Annotated in this window: 12 protein-coding genes and 2 tRNA genes; all 14 read left to right on the top strand. The window is 60.4% G+C overall.

The window, feature by feature from the left end; translation table 11 throughout:
* Nucleotides 1–78: 78 nt before the first annotated feature.
* The 14 genes from ftsH to pnp all read left to right on the top strand — a co-directional run bounded on the left by ftsH (nucleotide 79) and on the right by pnp (nucleotide 14,599).
* Nucleotides 79–1,983: an ATP-dependent zinc metalloprotease FtsH gene (gene ftsH, locus IWW33_RS07700; protein WP_012312647.1), complete on the top strand. Its 1,905-nt coding sequence runs from the start codon at nucleotides 79–81 to the stop codon at nucleotides 1,981–1,983.
* An 8-nt stretch (nucleotides 1,984–1,991) separates the two neighbouring features.
* Nucleotides 1,992–2,843, top strand: coding sequence for a dihydropteroate synthase (folP, locus tag IWW33_RS07695; protein ID WP_046788151.1), 852 nt, complete (start codon nucleotides 1,992–1,994; stop codon nucleotides 2,841–2,843).
* Nucleotides 2,844–2,859: 16 nt separating this feature from the next.
* Complete coding sequence (gene glmM, locus IWW33_RS07690) at nucleotides 2,860–4,200, top strand: phosphoglucosamine mutase (RefSeq protein ID WP_046788152.1); 1,341 nt, start codon at nucleotides 2,860–2,862, stop codon at nucleotides 4,198–4,200.
* A 66-nt stretch (nucleotides 4,201–4,266) separates the two neighbouring features.
* Nucleotides 4,267–5,022 carry a triose-phosphate isomerase gene (gene tpiA / locus IWW33_RS07685; protein WP_039603947.1) on the top strand — a complete coding sequence of 252 codons (756 nt, stop codon included), beginning with the start codon at nucleotides 4,267–4,269 and terminating at the stop codon, nucleotides 5,020–5,022.
* A gap of 4 nt (nucleotides 5,023–5,026) precedes the next feature.
* Nucleotides 5,027–5,419 carry a preprotein translocase subunit SecG gene (secG, locus tag IWW33_RS07680; protein ID WP_012312651.1) on the top strand — a complete coding sequence of 131 codons (393 nt, stop codon included), beginning with the start codon at nucleotides 5,027–5,029 and terminating at the stop codon, nucleotides 5,417–5,419.
* A gap of 21 nt (nucleotides 5,420–5,440) precedes the next feature.
* Nucleotides 5,441–5,526, top strand: a tRNA-Leu gene (locus IWW33_RS07675).
* Between the two features lie 98 nt (nucleotides 5,527–5,624).
* A tRNA-Met gene (locus IWW33_RS07670) sits at nucleotides 5,625–5,701 on the top strand.
* Nucleotides 5,702–5,831: 130 nt separating this feature from the next.
* Nucleotides 5,832–6,290 (top strand): ribosome maturation factor RimP, encoded by a 459-nt coding sequence (gene rimP / locus IWW33_RS07665; protein ID WP_042111874.1) that lies wholly within the window; start codon nucleotides 5,832–5,834, stop codon nucleotides 6,288–6,290.
* A 59-nt stretch (nucleotides 6,291–6,349) separates the two neighbouring features.
* Entirely contained in the window at nucleotides 6,350–7,831 is a 1,482-nt protein-coding gene (gene nusA / locus IWW33_RS07660) for a transcription termination factor NusA (RefSeq protein WP_046788153.1), read from the top strand.
* 27 nt (nucleotides 7,832–7,858) lie between these two features.
* Nucleotides 7,859–10,390, top strand: coding sequence for a translation initiation factor IF-2 (gene infB / locus IWW33_RS07655; protein ID WP_046788154.1), 2,532 nt, complete (start codon nucleotides 7,859–7,861; stop codon nucleotides 10,388–10,390).
* Nucleotides 10,391–10,506: 116 nt separating this feature from the next.
* On the top strand, nucleotides 10,507–10,905 hold the full coding sequence (gene rbfA / locus IWW33_RS07650) for a 30S ribosome-binding factor RbfA (RefSeq protein ID WP_012312655.1): 399 nt from the start codon (nucleotides 10,507–10,509) through the stop codon (nucleotides 10,903–10,905).
* A 3-nt stretch (nucleotides 10,906–10,908) separates the two neighbouring features.
* Nucleotides 10,909–11,826, top strand: coding sequence for a tRNA pseudouridine(55) synthase TruB (gene truB, locus IWW33_RS07645; RefSeq protein ID WP_046788155.1), 918 nt, complete (start codon nucleotides 10,909–10,911; stop codon nucleotides 11,824–11,826).
* A gap of 146 nt (nucleotides 11,827–11,972) precedes the next feature.
* Nucleotides 11,973–12,242: a 30S ribosomal protein S15 gene (rpsO, locus tag IWW33_RS07640; protein WP_012274241.1), complete on the top strand. Its 270-nt coding sequence runs from the start codon at nucleotides 11,973–11,975 to the stop codon at nucleotides 12,240–12,242.
* Between the two features lie 251 nt (nucleotides 12,243–12,493).
* Nucleotides 12,494–14,599, top strand: coding sequence for a polyribonucleotide nucleotidyltransferase (gene pnp / locus IWW33_RS07635; protein WP_046788156.1), 2,106 nt, complete (start codon nucleotides 12,494–12,496; stop codon nucleotides 14,597–14,599).
* Nucleotides 14,600–14,646: the final 47 nt, after the last annotated feature.

Here is a 14,646-nt window from a genome sequence, read left to right as displayed (position 1 = left end):
AGTAAGTTAGGGCGATGAATATCATGCGAGGCACGGCTGCGTCGTGCGCCGGCCTCAGAGGGTAGCGAATTGAACGACATGGCAAAGAATCTGATCCTGTGGTTGATCATCGCAGCTGTCCTGGTGACAGTGATGAACAACTTCTCCAGCCCTAACGAGCCGCAGACCCTCAACTACTCCGACTTCATCCAGCAGGTCAAGGATGGCAAGGTCGAGCGTGTGACCGTCGACGGCTACATCATTACCGGCAAGCGCGCCGACGGCGATAGCTTCAAGACCGTTCGCCCGGCCATTACCGATAACGGCCTGATCGGCGACCTGGTCGACAATAACGTGGTCGTCGAAGGCAAGCAGCCCGAGCAGCAGAGCATCTGGACTCAGCTGCTGGTGGCGAGCTTCCCGATCCTGGTGATCATTGCCGTGTTCATGTTCTTCATGCGCCAGATGCAGGGCGGCGCAGGCGGCAAGGGCGGGCCGATGAGTTTCGGCAAGAGCAAGGCGCGCCTGTTGTCCGAAGACCAGGTCAAGACCACTTTGGCTGACGTTGCAGGTTGCGACGAGGCCAAGGAAGAAGTCGGCGAGCTGGTCGAGTTCCTGCGCGACCCGGGCAAGTTCCAGCGCCTGGGCGGCCGCATCCCGCGTGGCGTATTGATGGTCGGCCCACCGGGTACCGGTAAGACCTTGCTGGCCAAGGCCATTGCCGGCGAAGCCAAGGTGCCTTTCTTCACCATTTCCGGTTCGGACTTCGTCGAGATGTTCGTCGGTGTCGGTGCCAGCCGTGTGCGCGACATGTTCGAGCAGGCCAAGAAGCACGCCCCGTGCATTATCTTCATCGACGAGATCGACGCCGTTGGTCGCCACCGTGGCGCCGGCATGGGCGGTGGTCACGACGAGCGTGAGCAGACCCTCAACCAGTTGCTGGTCGAGATGGACGGCTTTGAAATGAACGATGGCATCATCGTCATCGCCGCCACCAACCGTCCGGACGTACTGGACCCGGCCCTGCTGCGTCCTGGCCGCTTCGACCGCCAGGTGGTGGTCGGCCTGCCAGACATCCGTGGTCGTGAGCAGATCCTCAAAGTACACATGCGCAAGGTTCCGATCGGCGAGAACGTCAACCCGGCAGTCATTGCCCGTGGTACTCCAGGCTTCTCCGGTGCTGACCTTGCCAACCTGGTCAACGAAGCCTCGCTGTTCGCTGCGCGCTCGAACAAGCGCCTGGTCGAGATGAAAGAGTTCGAACTGGCCAAAGACAAGATCATGATGGGCGCCGAGCGCAAGACCATGGTCATGTCCGAGAAGGAAAAACAGAACACCGCTTACCACGAGGCCGGTCACGCCATCGTTGGTCGCCTGGTGCCTGAGCATGACCCGGTTTACAAGGTCTCGATCATCCCGCGCGGTCGCGCCCTGGGTGTGACCATGTTCCTGCCCGAGGAAGACCGTTACAGCCTGTCCAAGCGTGCACTGATCAGCCAGATCTGCTCGCTGTACGGTGGCCGTATCGCCGAGGAAATGACCTTGGGCTTCGACGGTGTTACCACCGGTGCCTCGAACGACATCATGCGTGCCAGCCAGATTGCCCGGAACATGGTCACCAAGTGGGGCCTGTCCGAGAAGCTCGGCCCGCTGATGTATGCCGAAGAAGAGGGCGAGGTTTTCCTCGGCCGCAGCGCCGGCAGCCAGCACGCCAGTGTTTCTGGCGAAACGGCCAAGCTGATCGACTCGGAAGTGCGCAGCATCATCGACCAGTGCTACGCCACTGCCAAGCAGCTGCTGACCGACAACCGCGACAAGCTCGATGCCATGGCCGAAGCGCTGATGAAGTACGAGACCATCGACGCCGACCAGATCGACGACATCATGTCCGGTCGTACGCCTCGCGAACCGCGTGACTGGGATGACGACAAGACTTCGGGCACGCCTGCTGCCCAGAATGATCGCCCTGAATCGCCGATCGGCGGCCCAGCGGCTCAACACTAAGGGCATCTATGAGCTCTAAGCTGTACCCGACCCGGTTGCCTTGCGGCAACCGGGTTCTTGATTTGTCCCGTACCCATGTCATGGGTATCCTCAATATCACCCCCGATTCCTTCTCTGATGGCGGGCGCTTCAGTCAGCGCGACGAGGCCCTGCGTCATGCAGAAGCCATGGTTGCGGCGGGCGCGACGCTGATCGACATCGGCGGCGAATCGACGCGCCCCGGCGCCCGTGCGGTCTCGGTGACCGAGGAGCTCGAGCGTGTGGCGCCGATGGTCGAGGCGATCAACAGTCGCCTTGATGTGGTGATTTCGGTCGATACTTCAACGCCTGCCGTCATGCGTGAGTCAGCTCGCCTCGGTGCTGGCCTGATCAACGACGTGCGTGCGCTGGAGCGCGATGGCGCCCTCGATGCCGCTGCAGATACCGGGCTGCCGGTGTGCCTGATGCACATGCGCGGTGAGCCGGGGAACATGCAGGACGACCCGCATTACGAGGATGTGACCGCCGATGTAACGCGCTATCTTGAACAGCGGATGGCGGCTTGCGCAGCAGCGGGTATCGGTGCCGAACGCATCATCCTCGACCCGGGTTTCGGGTTCGCCAAGACACTGGCGCATAACCTGAGCCTGTTCAAGCATATGGAAGCACTTTACAGTCTCGGGCGCCCGTTGCTGGTGGGTGTTTCACGCAAGAGCATGATCGGCCTGACGCTGGATCGTCCGGTTGGTGAGCGGCTGTACGGCAGCCTGGCGCTGGCGGCTTTGGCCATGACCAAGGGTGCCAGCATTCTGCGCGTCCATGATGTGGCCGAGACCGCCGATGTGGTGCGCATGATTGCTGCGGTACAGAACGCCGAATAAGAACATTGGAGTCCCTATGAGCAGAAAATACTTTGGTACCGACGGCATCCGTGGCCGCGTCGGCGAATACCCGATCACCCCTGACTTCATGCTGAAGCTGGGCTGGGCGGCGGGCATGGCCTTCCGCAAGCAGGGTAACTGCCGCGTGTTGGTGGGCAAGGACACGCGCATTTCCGGTTACATGTTCGAGTCCGCGCTCGAGGCGGGCCTTTCTGCTGCAGGTGCTGACGTCTTGCTGCTCGGGCCGATGCCTACCCCGGCCATCGCCTACCTGACCCGTACCTTCCATGCTGAAGCGGGTATCGTCATCAGTGCTTCGCACAACCCGCACGATGACAACGGTATCAAGTTCTTCTCAGGCCAGGGCACCAAGCTGCCCGACGAAATCGAGCTGATGATCGAGGAGCTTCTTGACCAGCCGATGACGGTGGTCGGCTCGAGCAAGCTGGGCAAGGTCTCGCGTATCAACGATGCCGCTGGCCGCTACATCGAGTTTTGCAAGAGCAGTGTGCCGTCCAGCACCGGCTTCGAAGGGCTCAAGCTGGTGGTCGACTGCGCCCATGGCGCCACCTACAAAGTCGCGCCGAGCGTGTTCCGCGAGCTGGGTGCCGAAGTGACGGTGCTGCATGCGCAGCCTGACGGCCTGAACATCAACGAAAGCTGCGGCTCGACCCACATCGAGTCGCTGCAGGCGGCAGTGCTGGTCGGTCACGCCGACTTGGGCATCGCCTTCGACGGTGATGGTGACCGGGTGTTGATGGTCGATCATACCGGCGCGATCGTCGATGGCGACGAGCTGCTGTTCATCATCGCCCGGGACCTGCACGAGCGGGGCAAGCTGCAGGGCGGGGTGGTCGGTACGCTGATGAGTAACCTGGGCCTGGAGCTTGCACTCAAGGACCTGGACATTCCTTTCGTGCGGGCCAAGGTTGGCGACCGTTACGTCATGGCCGAGCTGCTGGAGCGCGGCTGGCTGGTGGGGGGTGAAAACTCCGGGCATGTCGTGTGCTGCAACCACACCACCACCGGTGATGCGATCATTGCCGCACTGCAGGTACTGCTGGCGCTCAAGCGCCGCGGCGAGACCCTGGCGCAGGCTCGCCAGGCCTTGCGCAAGTGCCCGCAGGTGTTGATCAATGTTCGTTTCGGCGCCAGCAAGGTCGACCCCCTGGAGCATCCGGCTGTCAAGGAGGCCAGTGCCAAGGTTACCGAGGACATGGCAGGGCGTGGGCGTGTGCTGTTGCGCAAGTCGGGCACCGAGCCGTTGGTGCGGGTGATGGTTGAAGGTGACGATGAAAGCCAGGTGCGCACGCATGCCGAAGCCCTGGCCAAACTGGTCGCTGAAGTTTGTGTCTGAATTGGGCTTGCCAGCGCAGATCTGGTTGGGTAAGATCTGCGCCCACTTTGACCGACGAGGTAAAGCATGCGTCGCCCCATGGTAGCTGGTAACTGGAAGATGCACGGTACCCGCGCCAGCGTCGCTGAGCTGACTCAGGGCTTGGGCAATATGCTCATTCCCGAAGGTATCGAAGTCGCGGTTTTTCCTCCCGCCCTGTTCATCAATGAAGTCATTGATGGCCTGAAAGGCAAAGGAATCATCGTTGGAGCACAGAATTCTGCAGTACAGCCCGAACAGGGTGCGCTGACTGGTGAAGTTGCACCGAGTCAGTTGGCTGAAGTGGGTTGCAAGTTGGTGTTGATTGGTCACTCCGAACGTCGCCAGGTTATCGGTGAAAGTGAAGAAGTGCTTAATCGCAAGTTTGCAGCTGCTCAGAAAAGTGGTTTGACGCCGGTGCTCTGCATAGGGGAAACTCTACAAGAGCGCGAAGCAGGCAAGACGCTTGAAGTTGTAGGGCGTCAACTAAGCAGTGTTATCGACGCGTTCGGTATTGCCGCTTTTGCCAATGCAGTAATTGCCTATGAGCCTGTATGGGCCATCGGTACAGGTTTGACGGCCTCGCCGCAGCAAGCTCAGGATGTGCATGCAGCCATCCGTAAGCAGTTGGCAGCGAAGGACGCCGAAGTTGCGCAAAATGTGCAGCTTCTCTACGGCGGTAGCGTGAAGGCGGCCAATGCGGCCGAACTGTTCGGCATGCCGGATATTGATGGGGGGCTCATTGGTGGAGCATCCCTGAACGCAGACGAATTCGGTGCAATTTGTCGCGCCGCAGGAAACTGAACAAATGCTGGAAACAGTCATCGTTGTTTTTCATCTGTTGGCAGCGCTGTCGCTTGTAGTGCTGGTGCTGTTGCAACAGGGTAAGGGTGCGGAAGCAGGTGCATCTTTCGGCGCAGGTGCTTCAAATACTGTGTTCGGAAGCCAAGGTTCTGCTACCTTCCTGAGTAAATTCACTGCTATACTTGCTGCCACTTTCTTTTTGACAGCACTTGGGTTAGGATACTTCGCCAAGCAACAAGCTCACCAGCTTGGTCAGGCGGGACTTCCGGATCCAGCGGTGTTGGAAGTAAAGCAGCCAAAGCCGGCAGTAAATGATGATGTACCGGTGCTCCAGGAGCAGAAGAGCGAAACCACCCCAGCGGGTGACGTACCTCCTCCAGCCGAAGAGCAGAAGTAACGGGTTTCAAGAAGTAATATTGCCGAGGTGGTGGAATTGGTAGACACGCAACCTTGAGGTGGTTGTGCCCATAGGGTGTAGGGGTTCGAGTCCCCTTCTCGGTACCAATTAAAGCTTGAGAGCCCGCTTTAGCGGGCTTTCTTGCAGGTGGAGGTTAGATTGACCCAGCGACGGGTTCAGTCTTATACTTTCGCCCCAGCTTTGTCGCGGGGTGGAGCAGCTTGGTAGCTCGTCGGGCTCATAACCCGAAGGTCGTTGGTTCAAATCCAGCCCCCGCAACCAGCTTCAGCGGAGCCCCTTTTCAGGGGCTTTTTGCTAGCCGAACAGTTTACGGCGTCGTTGTCCAACGGCGCTTTCAGGGATGGGCGCTTCGCCCATTTTTTATTTGCACAGCATGCACGAGGGGGTTCAGGTGTCGAGCAAGCTAGAACAGTTGCAGGCCTTGTTGGCCCCGGTGGTCGAGGGTCTGGGCTATCAATGCTGGGGGATCGAGTACGTTTCCCAGGGTAAGCATTCGGTATTGCGCATCTATATCGACAAGGAAGGCGGCATTCTGGTGGAGGACTGTGAAGCGGTCAGCCGTCAGGCCAGCGCCATTCTTGATGTGGAAGATCCGATCAGCAGTGAATATACCCTTGAGGTGTCCTCTCCAGGCATGGATCGCCCGCTGTTCACGCTGGAACAGTTTGCCTCGCATGCCGGCGAACAAGTGAAGATCAAGCTGCGTACGCCCTTCGAGGGTCGTCGTAACTTCCAGGGCCTTCTCCGCGGTGTGGAGGAGCAGGATGTGGTGGTCCAGGTGGACAGTCATGAGTTTCTGTTGCCGATCGACTCGATCGACAAGGCCAATATTATTCCCAGTTTTGACTGAGACGTGCCGGGCCCGGCGGACTATCCGGGCCCAATGGCTTGCGCAAGGCGAGGCGTACGATGAGCAAAGAAGTACTGCTGGTTGTTGAATCGGTATCCAACGAAAAAGGTGTACCGCCCGGCGTCATTTTCGAAGCGCTGGAAGTGGCCTTGGCTACTGCAACCAAAAAACGTTTTGAAGACGAAGTCGACCTGCGTGTGGAAATCAACCGCCACACCGGTAGCTACGAGACCTTCCGTCGCTGGACCGTGGTCGACGAAGCCGATCTGGACGATCCGGCAATCGAGACCTGGCTGGCCAAGATCCACGAGACTCACCCTGAAGCCAAGGTGGGTGACGTGATCGAGGAGAAGATCGAGTCCATCGAATTCGGTCGTATCGCCGCCCAGACCGCCAAGCAGGTCATCGTGCAGAAGGTCCGTGAGGCCGAGCGCGCCCAGGTGGTCGATGCCTACCGCGAACGCGTTGGCGAGATCATCTCCGGTACTGTCAAGAAGGTTACCCGCGACAACGTCATCGTCGACCTGGGCAACAACGCCGAGGCGCTGCTGGCTCGCGAAGACATCATTCCACGTGAGACCTTCCGGGTTGGCGTGCGCTTGCGTGCGCTGCTCAAGGAAATCCGCACCGAGAACCGCGGTCCGCAGCTGATCCTGTCGCGCACCGCGCCACAGATGCTGATCGAACTGTTCCGCATCGAAGTGCCGGAAATCGCAGAAGGCCTCATTGAAGTCATGGCCGCTTCCCGTGATCCGGGATCGCGTGCCAAGATCGCCGTCCGCTCCAAGGACAAGCGCATCGACCCGCAGGGTGCCTGTATCGGCATGCGCGGTTCGCGCGTCCAGGCCGTATCCGGCGAGCTGGGTGGCGAGCGTGTGGATATCGTCCTGTGGGACGAGAACCCGGCGCAATTTGTCATCAACGCCATGTCGCCGGCTGAAGTCGCGGCGATCATCGTTGACGAAGATGCCCATGCCATGGACATCGCCGTTGCCGAGGACAACCTGGCCCAGGCCATTGGCCGTGGTGGTCAGAACGTTCGCCTGGCCAGTCAGTTGACCGGCTGGACCCTGAACGTGATGACCGAGAAGGACATCCAGGCCAAGCAGCAGGCGGAAACCGGTGACATCCTGCGCAACTTCATCGAGGAACTGGAAGTCGACGAGGAGCTGGCCCAAGTGCTGGTCGACGAAGGCTTTACCAGCCTTGAAGAAATTGCCTACGTACCGTTGGAAGAAATGCTCAACATCGATGGCTTTGACGAGGATATCGTCAATGAGCTCCGCGCTCGAGCCAAGGACCGTTTGTTGACCAAGGCCATCGCTACCGAAGAAAAACTGGCAGACGCCCATCCGGCCGAAGACCTGCTCTCCCTTGAGGGCATGGACAAGGACCTGGCGGCGGAACTGGCGGTGCGCGGCGTGGTTAACCGCGAAGACCTGGCCGAGCAGTCGATTGACGACCTGCTCGACATCGACGGCATCGACCAAGAGCGTGCCGGCAAGTTGATCATGGCCGCCCGAGCCCACTGGTTCGAGTAATTAGGCGCGGCCTGAGGAGAGAAGTGCATGACGCAAGTCACGGTGAAAGAACTGGCCCAAGAGGTCGAGGCACCGGTAGAGCGCCTGCTGCAGCAGATGCGTGAGGCAGGTCTGCCGCACACCGACGCCGGTCAGGTAGTGACCGACAATGAGAAGCAGACTCTGCTGACCCATTTGAAGAGCAGCCACAAGAGCAAGGCGGAAGAGCCGCGCAAGATTACCTTGCAGCGCAAGACCACCAGCACCCTGCGTGTCGCCGGTAGCAAAAGCATCAGCGTAGAAGTACGCAAGAAGAAAGTATTCGTTCAGCGCAGCCCTGAAGAGATTCAGGCTGAGCAGAAACGTGAGCAGGACGAGCGCCGTGCGGCTGAAAATGCCGCGCGTGACAAGGTCGACGCCGACGTTCGCCAGCGTAACGAAGAGCAGGCTCGTCGCCACGCGACCGCTACTGCTGCCGCTGCGCCGGCCGCCAAGGCCGAGCCGGCACCGGCTGCTGCTGCTCCGGCACCAGCACCGGCCGTCGCTAACGCCCCGGCTTCCGAAGACGCTGCAGCCCGTGCTGCCGAGCGCAAGAAGGACGAGACCCGTCGCAACGAAAGCCGTACTCGCGATGACGACCGTCGCCGTGGCGAGGCGCCACGTGTGTCGATCAAGGTCAAGGTGAAGGAGAAAGAAAAGGCTCCGACCCCTCGTGCCGCTCCGCGCACCACCGACGAAGAGAGCGATGGCGCTCGCCGTGGTCGTGGTGGCAAGGGCAAGCTGAAGAAGCGTAACCAGCATGGCTTCCAGAACCCGACCGGTCCGGTCATCCGTGACGTGACCATCGGCGAGACCATCACCGTCTCGGAGCTTGCGCAGCAGATGTCGGTCAAGGCCGCTGAAGTCGTCAAGTTCATGTTCAAGATGGGCACTCCGGTCACCATCAACCAGGTGCTCGACCAGGAAACCGCTCAGCTGATCGCAGAAGAGCTGGGCCACAAGGTCACCCTGGTCAGCGATACCGCCCTGGAAGATTCCCTGGCCGAATCGCTGAAGTTCGAAGGCCAGGCCGAGTCGCGTGCACCGGTCGTTACCGTCATGGGTCACGTTGACCATGGCAAGACCTCGCTGCTCGACTATATCCGTCGTGCCAAGGTTGCCGCTGGCGAAGCCGGTGGTATCACCCAGCACATCGGTGCCTACCACGTGGAAACCGACCGCGGCATGGTCACCTTCCTCGATACCCCAGGCCACGCTGCGTTCACTCAGATGCGTGCCCGTGGTGCCAAGGCGACCGACATCGTCATCCTGGTGGTGGCGGCGGACGATGGCGTGATGCCACAGACCCGTGAAGCCGTTCAGCATGCCAAGGCAGCTGGCGTCCCTCTGGTGGTTGCGGTGAACAAGATCGACAAGCCTGGTGCTGACCTCGATCGCATCCGTAACGAGCTGTCCGTCGAAGGCGTGACCTCCGAGGAATGGGGTGGTGACACGCCGTTCGTCAAGGTTTCGGCGAAGATGGGTACGGGCGTCGACGAACTGCTTGAAGCCGTATTGCTGCAGGCCGAAGTCCTCGAGTTGACGGCCACTCCGACCGCGCCTGGTCGTGGTGTGGTTGTCGAATCGCGCCTGGACAAGGGCCGCGGCCCGGTGGCGACCATCCTGGTTCAGGACGGTACCCTGCGTCAGGGCGACATGGTCCTGTGCGGCTCCAACTATGGCCGCGTGCGTGCCATGCTGGACGAGAACGGCAAGCCTGTTAAGGAAGCCGGCCCGTCGATCCCGGTCGAAATCCTCGGCCTGGATGGCACTCCGGAAGCCGGTGACGAGCTGTCCGTGGTTGCCGACGAGAAGAAGGCCCGCGAGGTTGCACTGTTCCGTCAGGGCAAATACCGCGAGGTCAAGCTGGCCCGTGCTCACGCCGGCAAGCTGGAAAACATCTTCGAGACCATGGGTCAGGAAGAGAAGAAGACCCTCAACATCGTCCTCAAGACCGACGTGCGCGGTTCCCTGGAAGCACTGCAGGGTTCGCTCGGCGGCCTGGGCAACGACGAAGTTCAGGTTCGCGTGATCGGTGGCGGCGTCGGTGGTATCACCGAGAGCGATGCCAACCTGGCGCTGGCGTCCAATGCGGTGCTGTTCGGCTTCAACGTGCGTGCCGATGCCGGTGCGCGCAAGATCGTCGAGCAGGAAGGTCTGGATATGCGTTACTACAACGTGATCTACGACATCATCGAAGACGTCAAGAAGGCCCTGACCGGCATGCTCGGCAGCGATGTTCGCGAGAACATCCTGGGTGTGGCCGAAGTGCGTGACGTGTTCCGTTCGCCGAAGTTCGGCGCCATCGCTGGCTGTATGGTCATCGAGGGTACCGTGTACCGCAACCGTCCGATCCGCGTACTGCGCGACGACGTGGTCATCTTCGAAGGCGAGCTGGAATCGCTGCGTCGTTTCAAGGACGACGCTGCAGAAGTGCGTTCGGGCATGGAGTGCGGTATTGGCGTCAAGAGCTACAACGACGTCAAGGTCGGCGACAAGATCGAAGTCTTCGAGAAAGTCCAGGTTGCTCGTACCCTTTAAGGGCGAGCAGGGTGTCGGCCCCCGCCCCAGGGCGGTGGGCAGCCCCTCAGTAGGTAGCGCCCGGTCAGGCTTCAGCCTGACCGGGCGTTTGCCGCTTTAAGTTACAGGTAGCAAGAATGGCCAAAGAATACAGCCGTACCCAACGTATCGGTGATCAGATGCAGCGCGAGCTGGCAGAACTGATCCGCCGTGAAGTCAAGGACCCACGCGTCGGCCTGGTGACCATCACCGCCGTCGACGTCAGTCGCGACCTGGGCCATGCCAAGGTCTTCATCACCGTCATGGGTGAAGAAACGCCGGACGCAGTGCAGCAATCGCTCAAGGCGCTGAACAGCGCTGCCAGCTTCCTGCGCCTGCACCTGGGCCGCTCGATGCAGCTGCGCAGTGTGCCGCAGTTGCACTTCCATTTCGATGAGAGCGTCAGCCGTGGTGTCCACCTGTCGGCGCTGATCGAGCGTGCAGTGGCCGAAGACCGCCTGCACAAGGATACCGACGAGCAGGACACCAAGGAGTAACCGGTGGCCCAGGTCAAACGTATCCGCCGCAACGTCAGCGGCATCATCTTGCTCGACAAGCCACTGGGGTTCACCTCCAACGCCGCATTGCAGAAAGTGCGCTGGTTGCTCAACGCGGAAAAGGCCGGCCACACCGGCAGCCTCGACCCGTTGGCCACCGGCGTGCTGCCGCTGTGCTTCGGCGAAGCGACCAAGTTTTCGCAGTACCTGCTCGATTCCGACAAGGGCTACGAAACCGTCATGCAGCTGGGGCAGACTACCAATACTGCCGATGCTGAAGGCGAGGTCCTGCAAACCCGTGAAGTGACCGTTGGTCGTGCCGACATCGAGGCGCTACTGCCACGTTTTCGCGGCCCGATCAGCCAGATACCGCCGATGTACTCGGCGCTCAAGCGTGACGGTCAGCCGCTTTACAAGCTGGCACGTGCAGGAGAGGTAGTGGAGCGCGAGGCGCGTTCTGTTACTATTAACCGCTTGGAGTTGCTCGAGTGCGAAGGCACCCGTGCACGGCTGAGCGTAGGATGCAGCAAAGGCACCTATATCCGCACCCTGGTGGAGGATATCGGCGAGGCCCTCGGCTGTGGCGCCTATGTTGCCGAGCTGCGCAGGACCCACGCCGGGCCCTTCGAGCTGGCCCAGACCGTGACCCTCGAGGAACTCGAACAGGCCCATGCCGAAGGCGGCAACGAAGCGCTCGATCGCTTCCTCATGCCTTCGGACAGTGGCCTGCAGGACTGGCCGCTGATCGGCTTGTCCGAACACAGCGCGTTCTACTGGCTGCATGGCCAGGCGGTACGTGCTCCGGACGCGCCGCAATTTGGCATGGTCCGGGTACAGGATCACAATGGTCGTTTCATCGGTATCGGTGAAGTGAGCGAAGACGGGCGTATTGCGCCGCGTCGACTGATTCGGTCGGAATGATCGAAACCGCAGGCTTCGGCTCATGCTGTGGCCTGCGGATACAAGGGTGGCTGTCAGTAGGCACGGTCACACCTTTTTTATTAATACAGGGATTTGTCCCTGGCCTATTGGACCCGCTTGCGGGTTCCGTTATCAGGAGAAGCCACATGGCCCTCAGCGTTGAAGAAAAAGCTCAAATCGTTACCGACTTCCAGCAAGCTGCTGGTGACACTGGTAGCCCTGAAGTTCAGGTCGCTCTGCTGACCGCGAACATCAACAAGCTGCAAGGCCACTTCAAGGCCAACGGTAAAGACCACCACTCGCGTCGTGGCCTGATCCGCATGGTTAACCAGCGTCGTAAGCTGCTGGACTACCTGAAGGGCAAAGACACCACTCGTTACAGCGCCCTGATCGGTCGCCTGGGCCTGCGTCGCTAATAGCGGCCTGGTCAGTGGTGTGCATGGCGTGTCGCATGCTTCGCCAGCGCTGCTTGGCAGCGTTTGCGTCGGACACGCCACGCGTATCTTCGAGGTTGGCAGCCTGGCAACGCCGAGCGGTTTTTTCCGCTCGGCGCCAGGCTCCCAGCCTCGTGTTGTATCTGGACGGTCAATGGGGCCGATTCCCCGTTCTGCCCAAGAATTCGCAAGAAACCAGTTCCCCCAGAGCCACTGAAAAAAGGTAGGAAACCGTGAACCCGGTAATCAAGAAATTCCAGTTCGGTCAATCGACCGTTACTCTCGAAACGGGCCGCATTGCCCGTCAGGCAACCGGCGCCGTGCTGGTTACCGTCGACAACGATGTCACCGTGCTGGTGACCGTGGTCGGTGCCAAGCAGGCCGATCCAGGCAAGGGCTTCTTCCCTCTGTCGGTCCACTACCAGGAAAAGACCTACGCCGCCGGCAAGATCCCGGGTGGCTTCTTCAAGCGCGAAGGCCGTCCTTCCGAGAAAGAGACGCTGACCTCGCGCCTGATCGACCGTCCGATCCGCCCGCTGTTCCCTGAAGGCTTCATGAACGAAGTCCAGGTCGTCTGCACCGTGGTATCGACCAGCAAGAAGACCGATCCGGACATCGCTGCGATGATCGGTACCTCGGCTGCGCTGGCCATCTCCGGCATCCCGTTCGAAGGCCCGATCGGCGCTGCCCGTGTTGCCTTCCACGAAAGCACCGGCTACCTGCTGAACCCGACTTACGAGCAACTGGCTGCCTCGAGCCTGGACATGGTCGTTGCCGGTACTTCCGACGCCGTGCTGATGGTTGAGTCGGAAGCCCAAGAGCTGACCGAAGACCAGATGCTGGGCGCTGTACTGTTCGCCCACGACGAATTCCAGGCCGTTATCCAGGCTGTCAAAGAGCTGGCTGCCGAAGCTGCCAAGCCGACCTGGGACTGGAAACCTGCCGTTGCCAACACCGAGCTGTTCAACGCCATTCGCGCTGAATTCGGCGAAGCCGTTTCGCAGGGCTACACCATCACCGTCAAGGCCGACCGCTACGCGCGCCTGGGCGAGCTGCGCGACCAGGCGATCGCCAAGTTCTCCGGTGAAGAAGGCCAGCCATCGGCCAGCGAAGTAAAAGAAATCTTCGGTGAGATCGAATACCGCACCGTTCGCGAAAACATCGTCAACGGCAAGCCGCGTATCGATGGTCGTGACACCAAGACCGTTCGCCCGCTGAACATCGAAGTCGGCGTTCTGCCGAAGACGCACGGTTCGGCACTGTTCACCCGTGGTGAAACCCAGGCCCTGGTCGTCGCGACCCTGGGTACTGCCCGTGACGCCCAGCTGCTGGACACCCTCGAAGGCGAGAAGAAAGACCCCTTCATGCTGCACTACAACTTCCCGCCGTTCTCGGTGGGCGAGTGTGGTCGCATGGGCGGTGCTGGCCGTCGTGAAATCGGTCACGGCCGCCTGGCCCGCCGTTCGGTACAGGCCATGCTGCCTGCTGCTGACGTGTTCCCGTACACCATCCGTGTTGTGTCGGAAATCACCGAGTCCAACGGTTCCAGCTCCATGGCGTCGGTCTGCGGTGCTTCCCTGGCACTGATGGATGCCGGTGTACCGATGAAGGCACCGGTGGCCGGTATCGCCATGGGCCTGGTCAAGGAAGGCGAGAAGTTCGCAGTCCTGACCGACATCCTGGGTGATGAAGACCACCTGGGCGACATGGACTTCAAGGTTGCCGGTACTGCCAAAGGCGTTACCGCACTGCAGATGGACATCAAGATCAACGGCATCACCGAAGAGATCATGGAAATCGCCCTGGGCCAGGCCCTGGAAGCGCGCCTGAACATCCTCGGCCAGATGAACCAGATCATTGGCCAGTCGCGTACCGAGCTGTCGGCCAACGCCCCGACCATGATCGCGATGAAGATCGACACCGACAAGATCCGTGACGTCATCGGTAAAGGCGGCGCCACCATCCGTGCCATCTGCGAAGAGACCAAAGCTTCGATCGATATCGAAGACGATGGCTCGATCAAGATCTTCGGCGAAACCAAAGAAGCTGCAGAAGCCGCGCGTCAGCGCGTTCTGGGCATCACCGCTGAAGCCGAGATCGGCAAGATCTACGTGGGCAAGGTCGAGCGTATCGTCGACTTCGGCGCCTTCGTCAACATCCTGCCTGGCAAGGACGGCCTGGTACACATCTCCATGCTCAGCGATGCACGCGTAGAGAAAGTGACCGATATTCTGAAAGAAGGTCAGGAAGTCGAAGTGCTGGTACTGGACGTGGACAACCGCGGCCGTATCAAGCTGTCGATCAAAGACGTTGCCGCGGCCAAGGCCTCGGGCGTCTAAGCGACCTGCAACGTTGTACAAAAAGGGCCCTTAGCGGGCCCTTTTTT

Source organism: Pseudomonas sp. M2 (genome assembly GCF_015751845.1).
Classification (GTDB): Bacteria; Pseudomonadota; Gammaproteobacteria; order Pseudomonadales; family Pseudomonadaceae; genus Aquipseudomonas; species Aquipseudomonas putida_E.
Note: the sequence above shows the minus strand (reverse complement) of the source record. Positions and strands in the feature narration are given on the sequence as shown.